Origin of the sequence: Actinopolymorpha cephalotaxi, assembly GCF_013408535.1 — a bacterium.
GTDB classification, from domain to species: Bacteria; Actinomycetota; Actinomycetes; order Propionibacteriales; family Actinopolymorphaceae; genus Actinopolymorpha; species Actinopolymorpha cephalotaxi.
The window spans coordinates 3,837,763-3,860,916 of sequence record NZ_JACBZA010000001.1 but is presented as its reverse complement, the minus strand read 5'-3'; the positions used below and the strand labels follow the sequence as shown (position 1 = coordinate 3,860,916).

At 72.1% G+C, this 23,154-nt stretch carries 24 protein-coding genes; 9 read left to right on the top strand and 15 right to left on the bottom strand.

The features are described from left to right. The first annotated feature begins 3 nt into the window (after positions 1-3). Positions 4-1,140, top strand: coding sequence for a HAMP domain-containing sensor histidine kinase (locus FHR37_RS17000; protein WP_092880476.1), 1,137 nt, complete (start codon positions 4-6; stop codon positions 1,138-1,140). Here FHR37_RS17000 and FHR37_RS16995 read toward each other — a convergent pair. Continuing rightward, the gene (locus FHR37_RS16995; protein WP_092880474.1) at positions 1,059-1,559 is read right to left on the bottom strand and encodes a GtrA family protein; all 501 of its coding nucleotides are present in this window, start codon (positions 1,557-1,559) and stop codon (positions 1,059-1,061) included. The genes FHR37_RS17000 and FHR37_RS16995 overlap by 82 nt on opposite strands. Before the next feature lie 108 nt (positions 1,560-1,667). Here FHR37_RS16995 and FHR37_RS16990 point away from each other — a divergent pair, with 108 nt between their 5' ends. Both FHR37_RS16990 and purE read left to right on the top strand, forming a co-directional pair. Continuing rightward, positions 1,668-2,792 (top strand): 5-(carboxyamino)imidazole ribonucleotide synthase, encoded by a 1,125-nt coding sequence (locus tag FHR37_RS16990; RefSeq protein ID WP_202884536.1) that lies wholly within the window; start codon positions 1,668-1,670, stop codon positions 2,790-2,792. Beyond that, positions 2,785-3,351, top strand: a complete 567-nt coding sequence (gene purE / locus FHR37_RS16985; RefSeq protein WP_092880472.1) for a 5-(carboxyamino)imidazole ribonucleotide mutase — start codon at positions 2,785-2,787, stop codon at positions 3,349-3,351. The genes FHR37_RS16990 and purE overlap by 8 nt, the downstream gene beginning before the upstream one ends. Before the next feature lie 27 nt (positions 3,352-3,378). On the opposite strand, the gene FHR37_RS16980 is transcribed toward purE, so the two are convergent. After that, the gene (locus FHR37_RS16980) at positions 3,379-3,876 is read right to left on the bottom strand and encodes a MarR family transcriptional regulator (RefSeq protein ID WP_092880470.1); all 498 of its coding nucleotides are present in this window, start codon (positions 3,874-3,876) and stop codon (positions 3,379-3,381) included. A 195-nt stretch (positions 3,877-4,071) separates the two neighbouring features. Between FHR37_RS16980 and FHR37_RS16975 the strand changes: the two genes are divergently transcribed. Beyond that, entirely contained in the window at positions 4,072-6,048 is a 1,977-nt protein-coding gene (locus tag FHR37_RS16975) for an alpha-galactosidase (RefSeq protein ID WP_092880468.1), read from the top strand. After that, positions 6,045-7,235 (top strand): mandelate racemase/muconate lactonizing enzyme family protein, encoded by a 1,191-nt coding sequence (locus FHR37_RS16970; protein WP_092880466.1) that lies wholly within the window; start codon positions 6,045-6,047, stop codon positions 7,233-7,235. Before FHR37_RS16975 ends, FHR37_RS16970 begins: the two co-directional genes overlap by 4 nt. On the opposite strand, the gene FHR37_RS16965 is transcribed toward FHR37_RS16970, so the two are convergent. The 4 genes from FHR37_RS16965 to FHR37_RS16950 all read right to left on the bottom strand — a co-directional run bounded on the left by FHR37_RS16965 (position 7,225) and on the right by FHR37_RS16950 (position 9,872). Continuing rightward, the gene (locus FHR37_RS16965; RefSeq protein ID WP_092880464.1) at positions 7,225-7,569 is read right to left on the bottom strand and encodes a hypothetical protein; all 345 of its coding nucleotides are present in this window, start codon (positions 7,567-7,569) and stop codon (positions 7,225-7,227) included. The two genes, FHR37_RS16970 and FHR37_RS16965, sit on opposite strands and share 11 nt — an antisense overlap. 3 nt (positions 7,570-7,572) lie before the next feature. Then, a complete protein-coding gene (locus FHR37_RS16960; RefSeq protein ID WP_092880462.1) occupies positions 7,573-7,998 on the bottom strand; it encodes a TIGR03667 family PPOX class F420-dependent oxidoreductase in 426 nt (141 codons plus the stop codon). Next, positions 7,995-8,429 (bottom strand): CoA-binding protein, encoded by a 435-nt coding sequence (locus tag FHR37_RS16955; protein ID WP_237768542.1) that lies wholly within the window; start codon positions 8,427-8,429, stop codon positions 7,995-7,997. Before FHR37_RS16955 ends, FHR37_RS16960 begins: the two co-directional genes overlap by 4 nt. A gap of 126 nt (positions 8,430-8,555) precedes the next feature. Further along, positions 8,556-9,872: a UDP-glucose dehydrogenase family protein gene (locus FHR37_RS16950; protein WP_092880458.1), complete on the bottom strand. Its 1,317-nt coding sequence runs from the start codon at positions 9,870-9,872 to the stop codon at positions 8,556-8,558. A gap of 306 nt (positions 9,873-10,178) precedes the next feature. Between FHR37_RS16950 and FHR37_RS16945 the strand changes: the two genes are divergently transcribed. After that, a complete protein-coding gene (locus FHR37_RS16945; protein WP_092880456.1) occupies positions 10,179-11,333 on the top strand; it encodes an acyl-CoA dehydrogenase family protein in 1,155 nt (384 codons plus the stop codon). A 12-nt stretch (positions 11,334-11,345) separates the two neighbouring features. Here the strand turns inward: FHR37_RS16945 and FHR37_RS16940 are convergent, their stop codons facing one another. After that, positions 11,346-11,798 (bottom strand): YbaB/EbfC family nucleoid-associated protein, encoded by a 453-nt coding sequence (locus FHR37_RS16940; RefSeq protein WP_092880454.1) that lies wholly within the window; start codon positions 11,796-11,798, stop codon positions 11,346-11,348. An 88-nt stretch (positions 11,799-11,886) separates the two neighbouring features. Next, positions 11,887-12,939, bottom strand: coding sequence for a hypothetical protein (locus tag FHR37_RS16935; protein ID WP_092880452.1), 1,053 nt, complete (start codon positions 12,937-12,939; stop codon positions 11,887-11,889). A gap of 126 nt (positions 12,940-13,065) precedes the next feature. Here FHR37_RS16935 and FHR37_RS16930 point away from each other — a divergent pair, with 126 nt between their 5' ends. After that, positions 13,066-13,560 carry a hypothetical protein gene (locus FHR37_RS16930; RefSeq protein ID WP_092880450.1) on the top strand — a complete coding sequence of 165 codons (495 nt, stop codon included), beginning with the start codon at positions 13,066-13,068 and terminating at the stop codon, positions 13,558-13,560. Positions 13,561-13,602: 42 nt separating this feature from the next. Here the strand turns inward: FHR37_RS16930 and FHR37_RS16925 are convergent, their stop codons facing one another. Together FHR37_RS16925 and FHR37_RS16920 are read right to left on the bottom strand one after the other, a co-directional pair. Further along, on the bottom strand, positions 13,603-13,893 hold the full coding sequence (locus tag FHR37_RS16925; RefSeq protein ID WP_092880448.1) for a hypothetical protein: 291 nt from the start codon (positions 13,891-13,893) through the stop codon (positions 13,603-13,605). 166 nt (positions 13,894-14,059) lie between these two features. Next, positions 14,060-15,508, bottom strand: a complete 1,449-nt coding sequence (locus FHR37_RS16920) for an LCP family protein (RefSeq protein ID WP_237768541.1) — start codon at positions 15,506-15,508, stop codon at positions 14,060-14,062. Between the two features lie 406 nt (positions 15,509-15,914). Here FHR37_RS16920 and FHR37_RS16915 point away from each other — a divergent pair, with 406 nt between their 5' ends. Together FHR37_RS16915 and FHR37_RS16910 are read left to right on the top strand one after the other, a co-directional pair. Then, on the top strand, positions 15,915-17,333 hold the full coding sequence (locus tag FHR37_RS16915) for an LCP family protein (protein WP_092880446.1): 1,419 nt from the start codon (positions 15,915-15,917) through the stop codon (positions 17,331-17,333). A 155-nt stretch (positions 17,334-17,488) separates the two neighbouring features. Then, positions 17,489-18,553 carry a glycosyltransferase family 2 protein gene (locus tag FHR37_RS16910; RefSeq protein WP_269086055.1) on the top strand — a complete coding sequence of 355 codons (1,065 nt, stop codon included), beginning with the start codon at positions 17,489-17,491 and terminating at the stop codon, positions 18,551-18,553. Positions 18,554-18,625: 72 nt separating this feature from the next. On the opposite strand, the gene FHR37_RS16905 is transcribed toward FHR37_RS16910, so the two are convergent. From FHR37_RS16905 to FHR37_RS16885, 5 genes are all read right to left on the bottom strand, one after another. Beyond that, entirely contained in the window at positions 18,626-19,447 is an 822-nt protein-coding gene (locus FHR37_RS16905) for an ABC transporter ATP-binding protein (protein ID WP_237768540.1), read from the bottom strand. Next, the gene (locus FHR37_RS16900) at positions 19,440-20,306 is read right to left on the bottom strand and encodes an ABC transporter permease (protein ID WP_092880444.1); all 867 of its coding nucleotides are present in this window, start codon (positions 20,304-20,306) and stop codon (positions 19,440-19,442) included. The genes FHR37_RS16905 and FHR37_RS16900 overlap by 8 nt, the downstream gene beginning before the upstream one ends. A 79-nt stretch (positions 20,307-20,385) precedes the next feature. Next, entirely contained in the window at positions 20,386-21,279 is an 894-nt protein-coding gene (locus FHR37_RS16895) for a glycosyltransferase family 2 protein (RefSeq protein ID WP_237768539.1), read from the bottom strand. A gap of 26 nt (positions 21,280-21,305) precedes the next feature. Then, positions 21,306-22,073, bottom strand: coding sequence for a CDP-alcohol phosphatidyltransferase family protein (locus FHR37_RS16890; RefSeq protein WP_092880442.1), 768 nt, complete (start codon positions 22,071-22,073; stop codon positions 21,306-21,308). After that, the gene (locus FHR37_RS16885; RefSeq protein ID WP_202817866.1) at positions 22,070-23,152 is read right to left on the bottom strand and encodes an iron-containing alcohol dehydrogenase family protein; all 1,083 of its coding nucleotides are present in this window, start codon (positions 23,150-23,152) and stop codon (positions 22,070-22,072) included. Before FHR37_RS16885 ends, FHR37_RS16890 begins: the two co-directional genes overlap by 4 nt. Between the last annotated feature and the right edge of the window lie 2 nt (positions 23,153-23,154).

Below are 23,154 nucleotides of genomic sequence, written 5' to 3'. Positions count from 1 at the left end.
CGGATGCGTCGCCGGTTGGTCATCACCACGGTCGTCATCGCCGTGGTCACGGCGACGTTGTTCGCGTTGCCGATCGCCGCGTTCAGGGGCCACTACTTCGGCGCCGGCTGGACCGAACGTCTGACCCTGGTCGCCTTCGGGGCGATCGCCGTGCTGGTCGCGATCGGCATCGGGGTCTGGCAGGCGCGCGGGATCTCGCGTTCGCTGGAGGAGCTCGCCGCCGCGGCCGAACGCCTGGGCTCGGGCGACCCGCGCCCCCACCGCCACCGGTACGGCCTGCCCGAACTCGACCGGGTGGCCGGCGCGCTGGAGAAGAGCGCCATCCGGATCACCGACCTGCTGGCCGCCGAACGCCAGCTGTCCCAGGACGCCTCCCACCAGCTGCGCTCGCCGCTGACCGCGTTGTCGATGCGGCTGGAGGAGATCCTCGCCACCAAGGACCCCGAGGTGGTACGCGAGGAGGCCGGCATCGCGCTCGGCCAGGTCGAACGCCTGTCCCACGTGGTGGATCGGCTGCTGTCGCAGAGCCGGGACACTCACGTCGCGCAGCGGACGCTGGTCGACGTCGACCATGTCGTACGCCAGCAGGTGGCGGAGTGGCGGCCGGCGTTCGACCGAGTGGGCCGGCGGATCGACGTGACCGGCGTGCCCGGCCTGACGGTGAACGCCACCCCCGGGACGCTGGGACACGTGCTGGCGACGTTGCTGGAGAACGCCCTGCACCACGGCGGCGGCACGGTCGTGGTCCGCCGCCGCACCACCGGCCCGCCGCCCAGTGGCTCGGTGGTGGTCGAGGTGTCCGACGCCGGGCCGGGCGTACCCGCGCAGCTCGGCCAGCGGGTCTTCGAACGCGCGGTCAGCGGCCGCAGCGGCACCGGGCTGGGACTCGCCCTGGCCCGCGACCTCGCCGAGGCCGGCGGTGGGCGGCTGGAGATGATCTCCCGCAGCCCCGCGGTGTTCGCGGTCTTCCTGCCGCGCGGCGGTGCCGGCCAGTCCAACAAACAGTCCAACCAGCAGGCCGGCAAGGCCGGTGAGCAGTCCGGCAGCCGGACCGGAGATCAGACCGGCGAGGACAGCCGCGGGTCGGGCTCGCCGTCGGCGTTCACCGCGACCGGCGCGCGGAAGACGAAGCGACGGTAGGACCAGAACCTCATCAGCGTGCCGAGGCCGATCCCCACCAGGTTGGCCACCAGGTTGGACAGCGGGTCGTGCAGGCCGAGCACGTAGTTGGCGAACCCGAGGATCGCCAGGTTGACCACGAGTGCCGCGAAGTTCAGCAGGAAGAACAACGCGTACTCATGGTGCGCGGCCCGGCGCGGACGGTCCTTCCAGGTCCAGTGCCGGTTGCCGAAGTACGCCACCAGGGTGGCGAGCACCACCGAGATCGTCCGGGCGGTCAGCGGCTTGTGCTCCAGCGGCCCGTGGTGGTCCAGGCCGTAGCGCAGCAGGTTGAACCCGCCCAGGTCGACGACGAACGCGACCGCGCCGACGGTGCCGAACTTCGCCAGCTCCTCGGCGAGCCGGCGAACCCGGGACTGGAGCGCGTCGAGCGGTTTCACCCGGGGGAGGTTACCGGCATCCACACCGCCCGCCCGGTCAGGGCACGCCCGGCGCCGCCCGGTAGCCTCGCGGACGTGTCCAACCTCGTGGGTGTCCCGACCGTAGGGATGATCGGCGGCGGCCAGCTGGCCCGGATGACGCACCAGGCCGGGATCGCGCTGGGGGTGACGTTCCGGGTGCTCGCGGAGGGCCCGGACGTGTCCGCCGCCCAGGTTGCCCGGCACGTCACGGTCGGCGACTATCGCGACCTGCGTACCCTTCGGGACTTCGCGGCCGGCTGCGACGCGATCACCTTCGACCACGAGCATGTGCCCACCGACCACCTGCACCGGCTGGTGGACGCCGGGGTGGCCGTACGACCCGGACCGCACGCGTTGCTGTACGCCCAGGACAAGGGCGCGATGCGCGAACGCCTGACCGCGCTCGGCGTGCCCTGCCCCCGCCACGCCACACCCAAGGGGCTGGCCGACCTGGAGGACGTCGCGGCCGAGCTCGGCGGCTGGCCGCTGGTGCTGAAGACGACCCGCGGCGGGTACGACGGCAAGGGCGTCTGGGTGGTCGACGACGCGCGCGCCGCCGAGGAGACGGGGGTCTTCGACGCCGGCATCCCCGTCCTCGCCGAGGAACGCGTCGACTACGCCCGGGAGCTTTCCGCGATCGTCGCCCGGTCCCCGTCCGGGCAGGCGATCGCCTACCCAGTGGTCGAGTCGGTGCAGCGCGACGGCATCTGCCACGAGGTGATCGCGCCCGCGCCGGGCCTGCCGGAGGAACTCGCCGTCCGCGCCCAGGGGATCGCGCTGCGGATCGCGGGCGAGCTGGACGTGGTGGGCCTGCTCGCCGTGGAGCTGTTCGAGACCCGCGACGGCCGCATCCTCGTCAACGAGCTGGCCATGCGCCCGCACAACACCGGCCACTGGAGCATCGAGGGCGCGGTCACCAGCCAGTTCGAGAACCACCTGCGCGCCGTCCTCGACCTGCCGCTGGGTTCACCCCAGGCGCGGGCACCCTGGACGGTGATGGTCAACATCCTCGGCGGCGCTTACCCCGACATGCACCGCGGCCTGCTGCACTGCCAGGCCCGCGATCCCGCGCTGCGGGTACATCTGTACGGCAAGGAGGTGCGTCCGGCCCGCAAGATCGGCCACGTGACCACCTTCGGCGACGACCTGGACGACGTACGCGCCCGTGCCCGGCACGCGGCCGCCTATCTCACGGGAGAGATCGATGAGTGAGGGAACGCCCGCGGACGCCCCGGCCGCCCGGCCGGTGCCGGCCGAGGAGGGCCCCGCGGTCGGGGTCCTGATGGGGTCTGACTCCGACTGGCCCACGATGGAGGCGGCCACCAAGGCGCTGGAGGAGTTCGGCGTCACGTACGAGGTGGACGTGGTCTCCGCGCACCGGATGGCGCGGGAGATGATCGACTACGGCGAGCGGGCCGCCGACCGTGGCCTGCGGGTGCTGATCGCCGGCGCCGGCGGCGCCGCGCACCTGCCGGGGATGCTGGCCAGCGTGACGCCGCTCCCGGTGATCGGCGTTCCGGTCGCGTTGAAGCACCTGGACGGACTGGACTCCCTGCTGTCGATCGTGCAGATGCCCGGCGGCGTGCCGGTGGCCACCGTCGCGGTGGGCAACGCCCGCAACGCCGGGCTGCTCGCCGTCCGGATCCTGGCCGCCGCCGACCCGGACCTGCGGGAGCAGATGAAGGCGTTCCAGGCCGACCTCGCCGACCAGGCACGGGCCAAGGGCGCGGCGCTGAAGTCCCGGCGCGGCCGCACCGTCGGCTTCCGCTGACCGTGCCACGCCGGCGGCCGGCACCGGTCAGCCGTCGGCCAGGTCGTTCGCGGCGTTGCGCCCGGCGGTCGCGGTTCGCCGGAGGAAGTCCGTGATCAGTTCCAGTTCCTCGTCGCTGTAGCCGGCGCACAGCTCGTCCATCGAGGTGTTCATCCCGGCGAGGTGCCGGTACAGCTCGGCGTTGCGGGTGCGCAACGGCCGGACGAGTACGGCGCGCCGGTCGGCCGCCTCCGGGTCGCGTTCGCGCACGACCCATCCGCCGCGCTGCAGTCGGTCGAGCACGCCCGTCATGGTGGCCGGGTGCAGGTCCGCGTGCCGCGCGAGGGCACTCGGGGTGAGCGGGCCGAGCCGGTTGAGGAGCTCCAGGCAGTCGTAGTCGACGTCCTTCAACGCGACCTGGCCGCCGACGTGCCGGTTGAAGACCGACAGTGCGCTGTTGAGTTCCCGCAAGGCCTCCTTGACGGCGTTCGTCAGCTTCCGGTGGCGTCCTCGTTCCGCCGCGGCCGAAGATCGTACGGAATTCATAGTGAATGCACCTCAAACCAATAGTACGATTTTCGTATCGTATTCCTCCCGGGGTCCATCGCGGTGGTCGCCGCCACGTTGGTGATGGGACTGGTCGCCTCGTAGGGCGGGACGCTTCCCGGGCCGTCGCTGCTGTACGTTCGTGCGGTCCGGCCCGCCCGAGACCGCCCGCCTCGACACCGCGGAGGAATCCCCATGTCGCCGAGCACGCTGACCCCCGTGACGCTCGGCGAGGGCGTCCGTACCGACGGACCGTCCGAGGGGCTGCAGGTTCGTGGCCACATGCTGCAGCACGAGGGCACCGGCGTGACCGAGGCCTGGGTGGAGGTCACCAACGGCGGCGACCGCGACGTCGTGGTCGACCGGCTGGACTCGCTGACGCTCGACCTGCCCGCGCCGCCCGCGGACGGCTACGAGCTGAGCTACTACACCAGCGGCTGGGGCCAGGAGTTCGGTCCAGTCGAGGAGCCCCTGCGCACGCCGCGGGTGCTGGAGTCCCTGGCCGGGCGGTCCTCGGCCACCACCCACCCCTGGTGCGCGCTGCGCGGCCCGGACGGCGTGGTCGTGGTGAGCGTCGCCTGGTCGGGCAACTGGGTCCTGCGGTTCGCCGAGGGAGCCGACGGCGGCGTACGCGTCACCGGCGGGCTGCACGACACCGGCTTCGCCAAGACGCTCGCGCCCGGGCAGAGCGTGCGCGGCCCCCGGGTGGTGGTGGCCACCGGCGCCGACCTCAACGACGCCTCGGTCCAGCTCGCCGAGGTGGGCCGGGTGCAGTGGTATCCCCGCAACGAGTTCGCCGAGTCGCTCCCGCTGGAGTGGAACCACTGGTGGAGCTATGAGGACCACAGCATCGACGAGGACGTCTTCCGCGCCAACGCCGACGTGGCCGCCGAGCTCGGGTTCGACATCTGCACGCTGGACGCCGGCTGGTTCGGGCCGTCCGACCCCGAGACCCACTGGGAGGACTACCGCGGCGACTGGCACCTGGTCAACGCCCGCCGCTTCCCGTCCGGGTTGCGGGCGCTCGCCGACCACGTGCACGGCAAGGGGATGCGGTTCGGGCTGTGGTGTGAGATCGAGGCGCTCGGCCCGAAGGCCGCGCTGGCGCAGGAGCGTCCCGAGCTGGTGGCCCGGCGGGAGGGCGAGCCGCTGGGCTACGTCTGCTTCGGCAGCCCCGCCGCGCAGGACTGGGCGTACGACACCCTCACCCGGCTGGTCGCCGAACACGGCGCCGACTGGATCAAGCTCGACTTCAACCTCGACCCCGGCCTCGGCTGCGACCGCACCGACCACGGCCACGGCGCCGGTGACGGCCTGTTCGAGCACTACACCGGCTACTACGCCGTGCTGGAACGGATGCGGGCCGAGCACCCCGAGGTGGTGCTGGAGAACTGCTCCTCCGGAGGCCTGCGCGTGGACCTCGGCCTCGCCCGGCAGACCCACCTGACGTTCCTCAGCGACCCGGACTGGCCCGAGCACGGCCTGCAACTGCTGTGGGGCGGGTCCACCATGCTGCACCCGTCCCGGATGCTGCACTGGGGCTGGTCGCAGTGGTGGAAGTCCGACCACCCGCACCAGAACTTCGACCCGGCCGCGCCGGAGCTGACCGGCGACCGGCTCGACTACTACCGCCGGATCGCCATGGTCGGCGCGTACGGCCTGTCCTGGAAGCTGCCCGAGACACCCGAGCACGTACGTGAACGGCTGCGGGCCCTGCACGAGGAGTACCGCCGGACGGTCGCGCCGTTCGTCGCGGAAGGGGAGCTGCGCCGGCTCACCGGGCAGCCGCAGCGCTTCGGCGGTGGGCAGCGGTGGGCCGGATTCCAGTACACCCTGCCCGCGCCCGCCACCGGCCCGGCCGACGTGACCGGCGACCTGACCGGGGAGGTGGCCGCGGGTGGCCCCGGTGCGGGCTCGGACGACCATCTGCTGCTGCTGTTCCGGCTGTCCGGCGGGGAGCCGACGCGCACGATCCGGCCGCTGGCGCTGGACCCGGAGGCGGAGTACGCCGTGGAGTGGACCGGTCCGGTCGACTCGGACGCCCCCGACAGTTCCGACCGGCGTACCGGCGCGGACCTGCTGGCGTCCGGGTGGACCGTGTCCCTGCCCGAGGAGGGGTCGGCCGTGGTCGTCCTGCGCCGCGTCCCGGCCGAGGGGGAGGAGCACCGATGACCCCGCCGGTGGTCGAGACGATCGACTTCTTCTACCTGTCGATGCCGCGGATCGAGGACATCGGCGACGGCAGCCAGGACATGCTGCTGGTCCGGGTGCGTGCCGGTGACCACACCGGCTGGGGCGAGTGCGAGGCGGCGCCGCTGCCCACCATCGCCGGCCTGGTCTGCCCGATGTCGCACAGCGCGTGCAAGCCGGTCGCCGCGTCGGTGCTCGGGCAGCGGCTGGACGGCCCGGCCGACATCGCGCGGATCAGCCGGGACGTCCGCGCCAACAGCCTCGACCTGCTGCAGGCCGCGCACGTGCTGTCCGGCATCGAGATCGCCCTGTGGGACCTGCTCGGGCGGCGGTTGGAGGTGCCCGTCCACACCCTGCTCGGCTACCCGCGGGCGTACCCGAAGACGGCGTACGCCTCGGCGCTGTTCGGCGACACCCCGGCGGAGACCGAGGCCAAGGCGGCGAAGGTGCGCGCGGACGGGTTCCGGGCGGCGAAGTTCGGCTGGGGACCCTACGGGCGCGGCGACGTCGCCGCGGACGCGGAGCAGGTACGCGCCGCCCGCGCCGGCCTCGGCCCGGACCGGCACCTGCTGGTGGACGCGGGCACCGTGTGGGGCGAGGACGTCGAGGCGGCGGCGGCCCGGCTGCCCGCGCTGGAGGAGTACGACGTCACCTGGCTGGAGGAGCCGTTCGAGACCGGTGCGCTGCGGGCGTACGCAGAACTCGCCCGGCGGTGCCGCGGAGTACGGCTGGCGGGAGGGGAGGGCGCGCACCATCCGCACCTCGCCCAGCACCTCGTCGACTACGGCGGCATCGGGTTCGTCCAGATCGACACCGGCCGGATCGGCGGCATCGGGCCCGCGCGCGAGGTCGCGGCGTACGCGGTCGAGGCCGGGGTGAGGTTCGTCAACCACACCTTCACCTCGCCGCTGGCGCTGTCGGCGTCCCTGCAGCCGTACGCCGGCCTCGCCGACCACGTGCTGTGCGAGTTTCCGGTCGAGGCGTCGGCGCTGGCCAGGGCCGCGACGACCACGCCGATCGTCCCCGACGCGGACGGGCAGGTGCACCTGCCGGACGGTCCCGGGCTCGGCCTGGACATCGACCCGGACGGCCTGCGGCCGTACCTTCGCGACGTGGAGATCATCGTCGACGGCACGACGCTCTACCGGACCCCCGACCTCAGATCCTGATGTCGAGGTCGGGCTCGCCCAGGTCGTCCGGCTCGGTCACGAGGTAGGCGGCCGCCGTCGGCAGCTGCTCGTGTGCCCTGCTCCGGCCGCGGAAGACCCATGCCCGCGCGCCGGTGCGGGACTCGGGCGGGTAGGAGCCGGGATCGTCGCCGAACACCTCCAGCCGCTGGCCGCCGACCAGGTCGCGAGGATGGTCGAGCACCCAGTCCTGCAGCAGCGCCCGGGCGGTCTCCTTCGGATCGCGGTCGGGAACCTGGGCGAGGTCACCGGTGTCGGTGATCCGCCACGCGTCACCGGTGTGCAGAGCGACTTCGTACGAATAGTGGTCGGCCATCGTTCACACCCATCCCCGGAGCTTCGAGACGCTGACGCGGATCGGCACGCTGAACTCCTGCGCGAGCGACTCGGGGGTCATGCCGATCGCCTCGATCCCGCGGGCGTACTTGCGGTTGTAGCGGTCCCGCTCCTCCTCCGTCGTCGGCTCCGCCGGCGCCCGGGCCTCGCCGGTCAGCACCACCACGTCGTTGCCCGCGGCGTTGCTCTCCAGGTGCAGGCCGACCCGCGGGTTGCGGGCGATGTGCCGCAGCTTCGGCTTGTCCGGCTGGCTGTGGATGAGGAGCTCCCCGTTGGTCCACAGGAACCACACCAGGGTCGGAACGGGGGTTCCGTCGGCGCTCACCGTGGTGAGCCAGATCAGCTCGTCGCGTTCGAGGCGCTCGGCGACGTGCGCGCCGAACTCCGTGGAGGGGTCGATCACCGTCATGAGGACCTCGCGTTCTTCCCGTCGCGCCGGGAGATCTCGACCGCCGCGCAGCGGTCCATCACCATGACCGTTCCGGTCGCCGTGGTGCGGGTGTAGGCGTCCTCGTCGAGGACGCCGAGCTGGAACCACACCGCCTTCGCGCCGATCGCGACCGCCTCGTCGGCGACCACGCCGGCGAGCTCGGATCGGACGAACACGTCGACGCAGTCGACCGGGAACGGGATGTCGGAGAGCTTGGCGTAGCCCTGCTCACCATGCACCGTCTCCGCGCGCGGATGCACCGGGACGATGCGCTTGCCGTGCTTCTGCAGGGTCTGGGCGACGCGGAAGGCGGCGCGTTCTGCGTTGGTGGACAGGCCGACGACGGCCCAGGTCTCACACTCGTCGAGGATCTCGTCGACGATCTTCGGATCTGTCCAGGGTTGCGTCACGCATCCGATCATGCCCGCTCGCGGCGGCTACGGCACGCGACCTGCCCGAACGGCGTGGACGGGGTGGACGAGCAACGCCGGCTGCCTGGTGGCAGCCGGCGTTCTCGGGTCTCCCGTGGACGTCGCTCAGGAGCGGCCGAGACCGCGGTAGCTCCACCCGGCGCGGCGCCAGGTCGGGCGGTCCAGGCAGTTCTGCCCGTCGATCACGTTGGGGGTGGCGACCGTCTTCGCCAGCACGGCCGGGTCGAGCTCGCGGAACTCCTGCCACGCGGTCAGGTGCAGCACGACGTGTGCGCCCTGGCAGGCGTCCATCACCGACTCGGCGTACCGCAGGGTCGGGAACGACCGGCGCGCGTTGTCCATCGCCTTCGGGTCGTAGACGCTCACCGCGGCGCCGTGCAGGTGGATCCGGCCGGCGACGTTGAGGGCGGGGGAGTCGCGGATGTCGTCGGTGTTGGGCTTGAACGCCGCGCCGAGCACGGCGACCCGCTTGCCGATCCACTGGTTGCCGAGCACGTCGGCGGTCACGTCGACGACCTTCTGCCGGCGGCGCATGTTGATCGCGTCCACCTCGCGCAGGAAGGTCAGCGCCTCCTCCGCGCCGAGCTCGCCGGCCCGGGCCATGAACGCGCGCAGGTCCTTGGGCAGACAGCCGCCGCCGTAGCCGAGGCCTGCGTTGAGGAACTGCCGCCCGATGCGCTCGTCGTGGCCGAGTGCGTCGGCGAGCAGCGTCACGTCGGCGCCGGTGGTGTCGCACAGCTCGGCCAGCGCGTTGATGTAGGAGATCTTGGTGGCCAGGAAGGAGTTGGCGCCCACCTTGGCCAGCTCCGCGGTGGCATAGTCGCAGACGACGACGGGGGACCCGCCGTCGATGACCGGCGCGAACACCTCCCGCAGCAGCTTCTCCGCGTGCTCGGACCGGACGCCGAACACCAGCCGGTTGGGGCGCAGGGTGTCCTCGACGGCCAGCCCCTCGCGGGTGAACTCCGGACTCCAGGCCAACTCGACGGGCACCGGCGGGGCCAGCTCGGCGATCCGGTCCGCCAGCCGGCCGGCGGTGCCCACCGGGACGGTGGACTTGCCGACGATCAGCGCCGGGCGGGTCAGCAGCGGGACCAGGTCCTCGATCGCCGCGTCGACGTAGGACATGTCCGCGGCGTACTCGCCGTCACGCTGCGGCGTCCCCACGCACAGGAAGTGCACGTCGCCGAACTCCGCCGCCTCCTGGTAGGAGGTGGTGAACCGGAGCCGGCCGGACTCCACGTGCTTGCGCAGCAGCGGCTCGAGCTCGGGCTCGAAGAACGGCACCCGGCCGTCGTTGAGCGAGGCCACCTTCGCCGGGTCGAAGTCGACGCCGAGGACATCGAAGCCGAGCTCGGCCATGCAGGCGGCGTGGGTCGCGCCGAGATAGCCGGTACCGATGACGGTGATGCGATAGGACACGAGTCGAGCCTCCAGCGTGCGGACTTCCCGGCGGTGGTCGCTCCGGGATGACGGCCGGCGTCGCGGCCGGGGTTGGCCTGGTGCGGCGGCTGCCGTGAGTCGGCGACCATGGACCCGCGACCGGCAGGCTACCGTACCCTGCCCGTATCGTCGGCTGCGTTTGGTAACGAACCCGTCGCACAGTGGTCTGACCCCGGATCGCCTGCTTTCCGTCCCCGGCCGCCGGGCGTATGTTACCTGACAGTAGTGTCGCTGCCCGACGGTCGCCGACGAAGCCCCGCGCGGTGACCGCCCGAGGAGGTAACCGTGAACGACGTCCCGCTCTTCGCCCCCACCGACGAGCACGAGGCCGTACGCGCCGCCTGCCGGGACATCTGCCGCGACAAGGTGGCACCGCACGCGGCCGACGTCGACCGGCTGGCCGCCTTCCCCGAGGCGGCGTACGACGCCCTGCGGGCCGCCGACTTCCACGCACCGCACATTCCGGAGATCTTCGGCGGCGTCGGCGCCGACGCGCTGGCCACCGCCATCGTGATCGAGGAGGTGGCCCGGGCCTGCGCGTCGAGCTCGCTGATCCCGGCGGTGAACAAGCTCGGCACGATGCCGCTGCTCCTCGCGGGCTCACCGGAGCTGAACAAGCGCTACCTCACCCCGGTCGCGGCGGGGGAGGCGATGTTCTCCTACTGCCTGTCCGAACCCGACGCCGGCAGCGACGCGGCGGCGATGCGCACCCGCGCGGTCCGCGACAGCGACGGCTGGCGGCTGAACGGCGTCAAGCGGTGGATCACCAACGCGGGCGTCTCCGACTACTACACCGTGTTCGCCAGCACCGACCCCGACAGCGGCGCCCGCGGCATCTCCGCGTTCGTGGTGGAGAAGACCGATCCCGGGGTGACCTTTGGCGCGCCGGAGAAGAAGCTCGGGATCAAGGGCTCGCCCACGTGCGAGGTCTACCTCGACGACGTACGCCTGCCCGCGGGCCGGCTCGTCGGCGTGGTGGGGGAGGGGTTCAAGCTGGCGCTGCGCACGCTGGACCACACCCGGGTGACGATCGCCGCGCAGGCGGTCGGGATCGCGCAGGGTGCGCTCGACTACGCGGTGGGCTACGTCAAGGAGCGGCGGCAGTTCGGGCAGGCGGTCGCGGACTTCCAGGGCGTGCAGTTCATGCTCGCGGACATGGCGACGAAGCTGGAGGCCGCCCGGCAGCTGACCTACGCCGCGGCCGCGCGGTCGGAGCGCACCGACCCGGACCTGACGTTCTTCGGCGCCGCGGCCAAGTGCTTCGCCTCCGACATGGCGATGGAGGTCACCACCGACGCGGTGCAGTTGCTCGGCGGCTACGGCTACGTGCAGGACTACCCCGTCGAGCGGATGATGCGGGACGCGAAGATCACCCAGATCTACGAGGGCACCAACCAGATCCAGCGGGTGGTGCTCGCCCGTCAGCTCCTCAAGGGGTGACGCGGCGCCGCGTCACCGGGGCATCCGGGAACGCAGTTGGGCCAGTGCCGCCGCCACCGACTCCGCCGGGTCCGACCCCGTGGCGACGGTGTTCAGCGCCTGGGCGGCGTCCTCGGGAAGGTTGGCGGCCAGGTCGCTCTTCAGCAGATCGGCCATCGGCAGGTCGGCCGGCATCAGCTCGTTCATCAGCTCCTGGGTCTGCGCGCTGACGTCGTCGGCGGCCTGCTGACTCGCCGCCGTGATCGCCTCGGCCAGGTCCTGCGAGGCCAGCCGCATCGCCCGCGGGTCGATCTGCACGTCGCAGACCCGTCCGGAGTTGTCGGCCTCGACCCGCACCCGGCCGTCGGCCGCCTCGCCGACTCCACGGATCTCGGCGATCCTCTCCTGCATGTCGCGCATCTTCGTCGCCGCCTGCATGAGGTGTTCGAGGTGGCGGTCGAGCTCGGGCATTCCGAAGCGGGTCATCGTGCTCCTCGGCTGCGGGGGCAGGGCGGCGTCGGTCGGTGTCGGTACGAGGTGAAGCGGTGTCGGAACGAGGTGAGGCGGTGGTTGGTCAGGCCCAGGTGATGTCGAGGTCGACGAAGGTGTCCTTCGTCGAGTCGACGCCGTACTGCTCGCCGGGCTCGTTCTTCACGTCCAGCTTGGTGAACTCGCCGTTGAAGGAGATGTTGGCGATGTTCCCGCCGAATCCCATCAGCAGCACCGCGGCGCCACCGACGGACGCCCCGGTGCCGAGGGCGTTGGCGATCGCGGTGGCGTACTTCACCGCCATCGCCGCCGGCCTGGTCAGCGGGAACGCCTCGGCGATCCAGCAGGCGATCATCACCGAGAGGCAGGCCGCGTCGAAGATGGCCATCGTGGCGAGGATGCCGTCGATCGCGGTGAGCGCGTCGCCCAGCTCCTTGGCCACGCCGCTCTCCCCGCCGGCGGCGTCCTTCGCCTGGGTGAGCTCGGTCTGGTAGTTGTTGATCCACGCGTCGAACGCGTCGCGTGCGTCGTCGGTCCAGACCTCGGGGCTGAGGTTCATCAGCTGGGGAATGTCGCCGGCGGCCGCGAGCTCGCTGCTGGCGGACTCCCACGCCGAGACCACCTTGTTGATCTCCTCGTCCTGCGGCTGGCAGAGCAACCAGATGGTCCCGCTGATCGCCGCGACGGCGCAGACCGGCGTCATCGACCACTTCAGGATCGCCCCGGCCAGCCAGGCGGGGTAGAGCCCGAAGCCGAGCGCGGCCGGAACGCCGGTGGCGGCGGTGACCGCCGACGGCTCCGCCTTCGGGGGCTCCACCTTCGGCTTGGGTGCGGACGCGCTGGTGGTGATGGTGTTGGCCGCCTCGGTGGAGTCGATCTTGTACGCCACCTTCGCCAGCCCGCCGATCGCGGCCTCGAGCTTGTGTACGCCGTCCTCGAGGTTGTCCCGCTGGCTGCGCCGGGCCTCGTCGTAGGAACTCTTCAGGAGCATGGTGGGGATGACGCCGAAGGCCATGCCTTCCAGGGCGGTGTACTTGTCGGCGTGGGAGAAGGCGGCCCGCACGTGGGGGAGCGCGTTGTCGGCCACCTTCTGCGCCGCGCGCTCGATGGCCTGCCTGCTCTGCTTCTTGTCGCCCACCGCTTCGCCCTCGTCTTTCGTCCCGGAGGTGCCCGCCGGGTAGCGTAGCGGCCGGCGTCCCACCGGCGCTGTGCGCTGTCCACAGGCAGGCGGGGACGCCACGGCCGGTGTGCCAGGATGTCGTCCGTGGACGCGACCGTGATCAGGATGAGCCGGGTGATGCCGCTGGCCGTCGGGCTGCTGGGCCTGCTCGTCGTCGGGTTGTGCGTCCCCCTCCTCGTGGTCGCCGCCGACCGGTTCCTCGTCCTCGCCGTGGTGCTCGGTGTGGTGCTGGCGGCGGTGACGTACGTCTGTGTGCGGCTGCTGCTGACCAGGTCGGAGCTGCGGGTGGGCGGCCACGGCGTGGAGGTACGCGGCCGTCGCCGGCGGGTCGTCTGGACGTGGGAGGAGGTGGCCGCCGTCGGCTTCCTCCGCTTTCGTGGCAACGAGTTCCTCGCGCTGCGCCCCGCGGGCGCTGTCAAGCCACGGTTGCGCTTCTTCCTCTATCCGACCTGGTCCGACCAGGTGAACGCGGTGGTCCTCGGTCGGCTCGACTACCTCCGGCTGCCGCGCGCGGAGATCCAGCAGGCGTTCGGCCCGTACGCCGGCGACCGCTGGACCAGCGACCTGCCCGCCGCCTGATCCCGACCTCGTCACCGACGTCACCGACGTCAGCGACATCGGTCAGCGGTCCAGCCGGTCGAGGGCGCGGCGGCCGGACGACATCAGCCCCTCCGCCCAGACGACGTCCGGGCAGATCCAGCGGTCGGCGCACACGACGCACCGCGCCTGCCGCAGGTGTGGCACCGGAAGCACCCGACAGATCCACCGCACGGTGAGCCGGGACCGGTCGGGCCGGTGGTTGCGTTCGATCTCCCGGGCCAGGGCCTCGACCCACTCCACGCCGTACTCGCTGGCGAGGGTGACCGAACGGATGAGGGAACGCGGGGACAACTGAGGTGTCCGCGGGGTCATGGGACGTCCTCCACGAGCGGCTTGGGGTGAGCTCGCTCCCGGTTGCGGGGCGAGGTCCCGAGCATGTCGGCGGGGGAGCGGACCAGGCGAGGGTCTTCGAGGGACATGCGACGGACCTGCGGCGGACGAAACGAGGGCCGGCCGAGGACCTGCGGTGGCGACGCGGTCAGTCGTTCGGGATCAGGCTGGGCGGGATCGGCCCGCCGTCACGCAGCGCGTGGAAGAGGTTGAGCGCCCGCTGGCGGTCCCAGCGGACCGCGCTTCCTACCGGAGTGCTCACCGACGTACTCGACACCGGAACGGTGAGGGTCGTGCCGCTGCCGGACGACAGCGACCGCATCGCCAGCCCGAACCGCGCCATGTCGACCACCGTCGTGCCCTCGCCGACGGTCAGTGCGTCGCCCGCGGACAGCCCGACCCGGGTGTAGCGGACCGGGTTGACCAGCGTGCCCGGGCTCGCGGTCTTCTTCACCACCGCGGACAGGAACTGCCGTTGACGCTCCACCCGACCCAGGTCGCCCTTCGGGTCGAAGTAGCGGGCGCGGACATAGCCCAGCGCGTTCGGGCCGTTGAGGTTCTGGCAGCCGGACGGCAGGTCGATGTGCGCCTTCTCGTCCTTGATCGACTTGGGCAGGCACATGGTGACGCCGCCGAGGCCCTCGACCACGCCGACGAAGCCGCCGAACCCGATCTCGACGTAGCTGTCCATCTTCAGGCCGGTGGCGCTCTCCACCGTCTCGGTGAGGAGCTTGGGCCCGCCGATGGAGAAGGCGGCGTTGATCTTGTTGCGGCCGTGCCCGGGGACCGGAACGTAGGAGTCGCGGGGCAGGGACACCAGCGTCGGCGAACCGGCGAGGCTCGGCACGTGCAGGATCATGATCGTGTCCGTGCGCTGACCGGCCGCGCGCCCGGTGCCCAGGGCGTTGCGCTGTTCGGCGGTGAGGCCCTGCCGGCTGTCGGAGCCGACCAGCAGGAAGTTGGTGCCCGAGCCGCTCGCGGGGCGTTCGCCGGCGGGTTCGTACGGCACCTTGGTGACCCGGCTCCAGGCGAGGATGGGTACGCCGATCAGGATGACCAGCCAGGCGACGAGCAGGAGGAGCAGGATCCGCCGCAGCCGGAATCCCGACCGGCGACGGCGTTGCTTCGGCTCGGGCAGCAGCCGGCCACCCGGGCCTCTGGGCGGAGGGGCGGCGCGGCCGCCGCCACGGGGACGCCCGCCGTACTCCCGTGCGCCCGGACGGTCCCGGTCGTCCCGCGGGTCGGCGTACTCGTTCCGGTAGTCGTTGCCGTAGTCGCCGCCCCGGTCGCTGCCACGGCCCTCGCCGTAGTCGTTGCCGGACCCTGAGTAGGCGGCGTACTCGCCGCGGCCGCCGCCGCGCTGCGCACGTGGCGGGGGGTTCTGGGGGCGCTGCCCGCGGCCGCGGTCGGGGCCGGAACGGGTGGGCATCGGCTGGGTGGGCTCCGGCGAGGGAGCCTCTCCCCGGCGGGCGCGGGAGCGGTTCTCACGCGCGGACCGCTCCCGGCCGGCCCCTTCGTAGAGCCAGCCGTAGTGTGCGGAGTCGCGACCCTCGTCGTCGGGTGGACCCGGTCGTTGCGGGCGGCCGCCGTCAGGCATGGAGGCACCGTACCCGCTGGGCCCGGATCCGGCACATCCGGCTCAGTTGGCGTCCCGCTCGGCGTGGCGGTGATGATCACGCCACCCGATGTGCTGGTATGCCGCCATGACGGGGTGGGACCAGCGGCGTGGGCCGCACTCGGGGGATGTCCGTGGTCGGCGGAGCGGCGCGCGACCCCCAACTTCTCGTACCCACCCGTCCTCCCGTACGACCGCGTCCTCGCGCGGCACGTCCTCCTCGGGCTCCGCCGGCGCCTCCCGCGGGCACCGGCCCGCCTCCGCCGGCCGGAACACCCCGCGGCCGTCCGCGCCCCCCAGGCCGTCGGGAGGCGGCCCGGGCGGACCGGACGACCCGCGAGGCGCCGAGAGCGGCCGGTGGTTCCGGCGGGCGGTCTGCCTGCTGCTGATGACGCTGGGGGCACCCGGATCGGCGCAGCTGGTCGCGGGCAACCGCGCCGTCGGCAGGTTCGCGCTGCGGGTGGCGGCGGCCGTACTCTCCGTCGCCGTACTCCTCGCACTGGTCGGGCTGGTCTCCCCGCGGCTGCTGATCTCCCTGATCTCCAACCCCGGCGTGCTCCGCTTCGGCCAGATCGCGCTGGTCGTCGTCGCCGTGGGCTGGCTGGCGCTGTTCGTGGACGCCTGGCGGCTCGGCCGTCCGCTCCGGATGCGGCAGAAGCAGCGGCTGACCTCGACCGTCACGATGGCGGCGGCGTCCGTACTCGCGGTGAGCCTGGTGCTCACCTCCGCCCACTACGTCGGGGTGGCCCGCGACTCCATCGCCCGGATCTTCGCCGGCACCACCACGACCGACCCGACCGCCGGGCGGTACAACCTGCTGCTGCTCGGAGCCGACGCCGGCAAGGACCGGGTGGGCCTGCGCCCGGACAGCATGACGCTGGTGTCCATCGACGAGCGGACCGGCCGGGCCGCGATGTTCAGCTTCCCCCGCAACCTCCAGCGGGTGCCGTTCCCGCCCGGCTCGGTGATGCACAAGCAGTTCCCGAACGGCTTCGACTGCGGCGACGAGTGCCTGCTGAACGCCGTCTACACCTGGGCCACCGACCACAAACAGCTGTTCCCCGGCGACCCGAACCCCGGGATCACCGCCACCGAGGACGCGATCCGGCAGATGACCGGGCTGAAGGTCAACTACTACGCCCTGATCGACATGGGCGGGTTCGAGCAGCTGGTCGACGCGGTCGGCGGCGTACGCGTGAACGTCCGGGCGGACGTACCGATCACCGGCCGGGACGGCACCGTACGCGGCGTCATCAAGGCGGGCGACCAGCGACTGGATGGCTACCACGCGTTGTGGTACTCCCGGTCACGGGCGACCACCAGCGACTACGACCGGATGGCCCGGCAGCGCTGTGTGATGGCCGCGATGCTGCACCAGCTCGACCCGGCCACCGTGCTGCTGAAGTTCCAGAGGATCGCCGAGGTGGGCCAGCAGGTCGTCTCCACCGACATCCCGGCCAGCGAGCTGGACACCATGGTCGACCTCGCGCTGAAGGCGAAGCGGCAGAAGATCGTCTCGGTGCAGTTCGTGCCGCCGCTGATCAAGACCGCGCGCCCGGACTTCTCGGTGATCAAGGAGAACGTCGGCGCCGCGATCAAGGCGTCCAAGGCGACGCCGAGCCCCGGTCCCACGGCGAATTCCGCGGGCAGGGCGAAGGCGAGCGGGGACCAGGGGGCGGGGTCGGGTTCCGGGTCGGGCGGTACCGGCGGCTCACGTAGCTCCGGTAGCTCCGGCTCCGGCAGTGGTTCGGACGCTGAGAAGAAGCAGGCCGTGCACGAGCTCGGCCAGGTCTGCTCCGCCGGCTGAGCGGCGGACCTCCGGGAGGGGCCCGGACGGCGCGAAGCCCCGGGACGGCCGTGGCGCGACGGCTCGGTAAGTTGGTCCCCCGCCGGTCCGCCCGGGGGCTTCGGCCGGCCCGGCTACCGCACTGATCTTCACGCCGTCGTTTCGAAAGGGCCGCCGTGACGGGAACACCCCAGCCCGTACCCCCTGAACCCCCCGAACCCGCCGGAACCCCCTGGCCGGGCGTCTCGGTGGTGATGCCGGTCCGCAACGAGGAGCGCCATCTGCGGACCGCCGTGGCGCAGGTCCTGTCCCAGGACTACCCGGGCCGGCTGGAGCTGGTGGTCGCCGTCGCCCCGTCCCGCGACCGCACCCAGCAGATCGCCGAGGAACTCGTCGCCGAGGACGCCCGCGTCCGGCTGGTGGAGAATCCTGCCGGCATAGCGCCGACCGGGCTGAACGCCGCGATCAGGGCGACGACGTACGAGGTCGTCGTCCGCGTCGACGGGCACGGCATCCTCTCCCCGGGCTACATCCGCCGGGCGGTGGAGCTGCTCGCCGAGACCGGGGCGGACAACGTGGGTGGGGTGATGGCGGCCGAGGGCGAGCCCGGCTTCGAGGAGGCGGCCGCCCGTGCCTACGTCAGCCCGATCGGGCTCGGCGGCGCCCGCTTCCATTCCGGCGGCGAGGCCGGCGAGGTCGACTCGGTCTACCTCGGCGTCTTCCGCCGGGAGACCCTCGAGCGGCTGGGCGGCTTCGACGACACCTTCGTTCGCGCCCAGGACTGGGAGCTCAACCACCGGATCCGCCAGGCCGGCGGGACGGTGTGGTTCAGTCCCGAGCTACGGGTCACCTACCACCCGCGGTCCAGGCTGTCGGACCTGGTGCGGCAGTTCTACCTCACCGGCAAGTGGCGCCGCGCGATCGGGCGTACCCACCCCGGCACGTTCAACTACCGCTACCTCGCCCCGCCGCTGGCCGTCCTCGGCTGCGGGCTCGGCCTCGTGCTCGGCCTGGCCGGCCTCGTCGCCGGCCTGCCGTGGCTGTTGCTCGGCTTCGTACTTCCCGTCGGCTACCTGCTCGCCGTGCTCGCCGCGTCCCTGGTCGAGGGGCGGGGGATGTCGCTGCGCGGGCGGGCATGGCTGCCAGTCGTGGTGGCCACCATGCACATGACCTGGGGAGCGGGTTTCCTGGTCAGCCCGCGTTCACTCGGCCGGCGTACGCCGCAGCCGACGAAGGTCTGAGGCTTTCGCCGGGCCCCGCCCGCGTCGCCGGGCCCCGGCCGCGTCGCCAGGCCCCGGCCGCGCCGACCCCCGTCAGCGGCTGGTGGCCGCGCTGTAGGCCTTGACCACCGTCTCGGCGTCGCCGTCCATCTTGATCTGGCCCTTGTCCAGCCAGATCACCCGGGTGCAGGTCTCGGTCACGACGTCCAGGCTGTGGCTGACCAGGAACACCGAGCCGGCCTCGTCACGCAGCTCGCGGATGCGCTCCTCGCTGCGCTTGCGGAACTCCGCGTCGCCGGTGGCCAGCGCCTCGTCGATCATCAGCACGTCGTGGCTCTTCACCGCCGCGATCGCGAACCGCAGCCGCTGCTGCATGCCGGAGGAGTACGTCTGCATGGGCAGATCGATGAACTCGCCGATGCCGGCGAACTCCACGATGTCGTCGTAGCGCTCCCTCGCCTGCTCCGGCGTGAGGCCCATGGCCAGGCAGCCGAGGATGACGTTGCGCTCGCCGCTCAGGCCGGTCATCAGCGCGGCGTTGACGCCGAGCAGGGTGGGCTGCCCGTCGGTGAACACCGCACCCTTGGTCGGTGGCAGCAGGCCGGCGATGGCGCGGAGCAGGGTGCTCTTGCCGGAGCCGTTGCGGCCGATCAGCCCGACGGACTCACCCCGGTGGACGGTGAACGTCACACCGCGGATGGCATGCACCTCGCGCAGCGCAGGAGAGCTCTGGCGGTTGAGGATCCGCTTGAACGCCGCGGGCGCGTTGCCCTTGCCCGCGGTCGCGCCGTACACGCGATAGGTGATGTGCAGGTCGTCGACGATCACCGTCGGCGCCACTTCGCGCGACGTGGGCTCGCGGCGCACGGTCCGGCCGTGTGCGTCGGTGATGTCGCCGGTCAGGTGCTCAGCCACGGCCGTACTTCTCCTCAGCTCCCCAGAAGTACCAGAACCCGACCACGAAGCCGACGACCGCCCAGGCGACGGCGAGCTGCCAGGCATGGTGCGGTGCGTCGTGCCGCTCGATGAACGCGTCCCGGACCAGCTCGATGTAGACCGACGCCGGGTTGGCCAGCATGATCTCCTGCATCAGGTGGTTGTGCACCCGCTGCGGGATCAGGAAGAACACGCCGGAGAAGTACAGCCAGACCCGGGTGATGAACGGCAGCAGCTGGCTGATGTCCGGGAGGGTGGCACCGATCCGGGCCATCGCCAGGCTCAGCCCGATGTTGAACATCGTCTGCAGCGCCAGTGCGGGGATGACCAGCAGCCACGACCAGGTGAGCGGCTCGCCGGTGGCCAGCACGATCAGGCACAGCACGACCATCGACACCAGCATCTGCTGCAGCTCGACGATCGTGGACGAGAACGGCAGCGTCGCCCGGGGGAAGTGCAGCGCCCGGATCATGGCGAGGTTCCCGGAGATCGCCCGCGCGCCGGACGTCACCGACCTGGTGCTGAACGACATCACGAAGACGCCGGTCACCAGGAACGCGGTGAAGTTGTCGATCTTGTGCGCGGTGTTGAACAGCAGGCCGAAGATCAGGTAGTAGACCGCCGCGTTCATCAGCGGCGTGAGGACCTGCCAGAGCTGTCCGAGCCGGGCGCCGGAGTACATCGTCACCGTCCGCGAGGTCGCGAACGCGGTGATGAAGTGCCGTCGCTGCCACAGCTGCCGGATGTAGTCACCCAGCGGCGGGCGGGCCGAACTCGGTGCCAGGCCGTACTGCGCCGCGAGTTCGGACGGCGACGGGGGGGTCGTGGTGGTGGTCACCGTTGCCTCCCGAAATGCACCGAACGCATGCCGCCGAGCGTACGACAACGCCGGCGGTCGGCCGGGTTCTGCCAGATCGTCATACCAGTGGAGGCCTTCCCAGGCGGGTCATGCGCCACACGGTGCGCCAGGCGATCGGTTTGCGGCGCCCGCACGGTGTGCGAAGGCCTTCCAGCAAGCCGGACGACCAGGCGCTCAGCCCCGAGATGGTACGCGTTCGAGCCAGGGTCAGTGCCACCCAGGTGGCCAGATAGGCGGCCGCGACGGGTTTGGGCAGGTTGCGCTTGGCCAGCCAGACGCGGTTGCGGGCGTTCAGCCGGAAGTACGCCGAGTGCCGCGCCGGCGACGTCGCCGGGTGACAAAGGACACAGTCGGCGTCGTAACGGATCCGCCAGCCGGCGTCCAGCGCCCGCCAGGCGAGGTCGGTCTCCTCGTGGGCGTAGAAGAACGCCGCCGGGAACGTTCCCACGTCGTCGAAGACCGCCTGCCGGATCGCCGCGGCGCCGCCCAGGAACGTGGTGACCTCCGAGGACTCGTTCGGGTCGCCCACGCGCACCCGCGGCACGTGCCGGCGCTGGGTCACCCCGGACTCGGGGTCGACGATGTGGAACGACACGATGCCGAGGCGGGGGTCCTCGGCGAACAGGTCACGCAGCCGCTCGGCCGTGGTCGGCCGGGGCAGCCACCCGTCGTCGTCGACGAACATCACGATGTCGGCGCTCGCCGCGGCCAGGCCCGCGTTGCGGCCGCCCGGGATGCCGGCGTTGGCCGGCAACGTCACCACCGTGACACCGTCCGGCACGTCCGGGGCGGGTACGCCGTTGGCGACGACCACGACCTCCACGGGTTCGCCGAGCTGGCCGGTGACGCTGGTGATCGCCCGGTGGAGCTCGGCCGGACGGTCGCCCATGGTCAGGAAGACGGCGGCGACCCGCAGGGGCTCCGGCGTACTGCCGAGCGGAGTACTGCCCAATGGGGTACTGCTCGGCGGGGTACTGCTCACGCGAGCCGCCGGGACACCAGGACACTCACCAGGTGCAGCACCACCTGGACCGCCGCGATCACCGCGACCGCCACGGTGAGCACGTGGGTGGCGAGGAGGTTGCCCAGCAGGGCGTCGACGACGGCGGCCACGACGATCACCAGGGACAGCTCGATGGCCAGGATGAGCCGGTAGAACTTCAGGACGAGGGCCACCCGCCGGGCCTTGGCCAGCGCCGACCCGCGTGGCTCCACCGCCTCCTCGGTCACCGTCTCCTGGCCCCTGCGGGCGCGGGCGATGTCGACCAGGTCGGTCTCGGCCTTGATCAGGACCGCGCCGAGGGCGGCCACCAGGCCGAGGACGGCGTACCCCGTCGGATGCACCTGCGCGGCCCGGAAACCCAGCCCGACGAGGAGCGCCGCCTCGCACATGTAGTGACCCACCCGGTCGAGGTAGACGCCGGTGGTGCTGGTGCGCCCGGTGTAGCGGGCGACCTCGCCGTCACTGCAGTCGAGCAGGAGGTAGAGCTGGACCAGGAGCGCCGCGAGGATCGCGCCCGGCAGGCCGGGGATCAGCAGCGCGAAACCGGCCGCGATGCCGGCCACGATCATCAGGCCGGTGAGCTGGTTGGGGGACAGGGGCGTGGCGAGGAACCCGCGGGTGGCGTACAGCGAGATCCGGCGCATGTAGAGCCGGCCCGCCCAGTGCTCGCCGCTGCGGCGATCGAGCAGGCCGGGCGGCTGCGCCTTGGCGCGCAGCTCGGCGATCGTCGGCAGGCTGGTCATGAGAGTCCGCTCTCCTCACCTTCGCGGCTTTCGTGCAGGTGCCGGGCGAACTCCCGCACGGCGGCCGCCACCCCTGCTTGGTCGAGGTCGCGGTGTTCCAGGATGGTGAACCTACCCGGACGGGTCTGCGGCGCCCTGGCCACGACCGCGGCGAACTCCTCCGAGCTGAAGCCCAGCCCGGCCGGGTCGACCGGCAGGCCGTGCCGCACCAGGCACCGGATGATCAGCTCACCCCGGGCCCGGCCGTCGGGATCGTCCCACAGCGAGGACGCGAACGCCGCGCCGACGCCGACCTGCTCTCCGTGCGCGCCCGAACGATCCGGAAAGAGCAGGTCGATCGCGTGCGAGATCTCGTGGCAGGCGCCGCTGCAGGGCCGGGTGGACCCGGCGACCACCATCGCCACGCCGGACAGCACCAGGCCCTCGGCGAGAACGCGGAGGAAGTCGTCGTCGGTCAGGGTCCCCGGGTGGTGCAGGACCGCCTCGGCGGAGGTGCGGGCCAGCGCGATCGCCAGCCCGTCCAGGGGTTCGCCGTGGAGTTCGTGGGCGAGCTCCCAGTCGGCGATCGCGGACAGGTTGGAGGCCACCTCGCCGATGCCGGCCCGGACCGACCGCGCCGGCGCCCGGCGTACGACGTCCAGGTCGACCACCACCGCCAGCGGCGCGGCGACGCCGTAGGAGCCGCGGCCGGCGTCGTTGTCCAGGATGCTGACCGGCGAGCCGATCCCGTCGTGGGCGAGGTTGGTGGCCACCGCGACCATCGGCAGGCCCACCCGGGTCGCGGCGAACTTCGTGGCGTCCAGCACCTTGCCGCCGCCGATGCCGACGATCGCGTCGTAGGACCCGCCGCGGACCCGGGCGGCGAGATCCTGCGCGGCGTCGACGGTCCCGTCGGTGACGGGGAAGAAGTCGGCCTCGCTGAGGTACGGGCGCACCTGGGCCGCCAGCGCCTCACCCGAGCGCGGGCCGACGGCGATGGCCACCCGGCCCGCGGCCGAGATGCGCTGGTCGGCGAGCAGGTCGGCGAGGTCGGCGATGGCGCCCCGGCGTACGTCGACGACGACCGGCGTGGGGATCATCC

Coding starts and splice junctions, on each gene's coding strand:
- FHR37_RS16970 (WP_092880466.1), top strand. CDS start 6,045: ATGACCCCGCCGGTGGTCGAGACGATCGACTTCTTCTACCTGTCGATG.
- FHR37_RS16975 (WP_092880468.1), top strand. CDS start 4,072: ATGTCGCCGAGCACGCTGACCCCCGTGACGCTCGGCGAGGGCGTCCGT.
- FHR37_RS16990 (WP_202884536.1), top strand. CDS start 1,668: ATGATCGGCGGCGGCCAGCTGGCCCGGATGACGCACCAGGCCGGGATC.
- FHR37_RS16915 (WP_092880446.1), top strand. CDS start 15,915: ATGACGCTGGGGGCACCCGGATCGGCGCAGCTGGTCGCGGGCAACCGC.
- FHR37_RS16925 (WP_092880448.1), bottom strand. CDS start 13,893: ATGACCCCGCGGACACCTCAGTTGTCCCCGCGTTCCCTCATCCGTTCG.
- FHR37_RS16980 (WP_092880470.1), bottom strand. CDS start 3,876: ATGAATTCCGTACGATCTTCGGCCGCGGCGGAACGAGGACGCCACCGG.
- FHR37_RS16965 (WP_092880464.1), bottom strand. CDS start 7,569: ATGGCCGACCACTATTCGTACGAAGTCGCTCTGCACACCGGTGACGCG.
- purE (WP_092880472.1), top strand. CDS start 2,785: ATGAGTGAGGGAACGCCCGCGGACGCCCCGGCCGCCCGGCCGGTGCCG.
- FHR37_RS16960 (WP_092880462.1), bottom strand. CDS start 7,998: ATGACGGTGATCGACCCCTCCACGGAGTTCGGCGCGCACGTCGCCGAG.
- FHR37_RS16885 (WP_202817866.1), bottom strand. CDS start 23,152: ATGATCCCCACGCCGGTCGTCGTCGACGTACGCCGGGGCGCCATCGCC.
- FHR37_RS16940 (WP_092880454.1), bottom strand. CDS start 11,798: ATGACCCGCTTCGGAATGCCCGAGCTCGACCGCCACCTCGAACACCTC.
- FHR37_RS16890 (WP_092880442.1), bottom strand. CDS start 22,073: ATGACCAGCCTGCCGACGATCGCCGAGCTGCGCGCCAAGGCGCAGCCG.
- FHR37_RS17000 (WP_092880476.1), top strand. CDS start 4: ATGCGTCGCCGGTTGGTCATCACCACGGTCGTCATCGCCGTGGTCACG.
- FHR37_RS16920 (WP_237768541.1), bottom strand. CDS start 15,508: ATGCCTGACGGCGGCCGCCCGCAACGACCGGGTCCACCCGACGACGAG.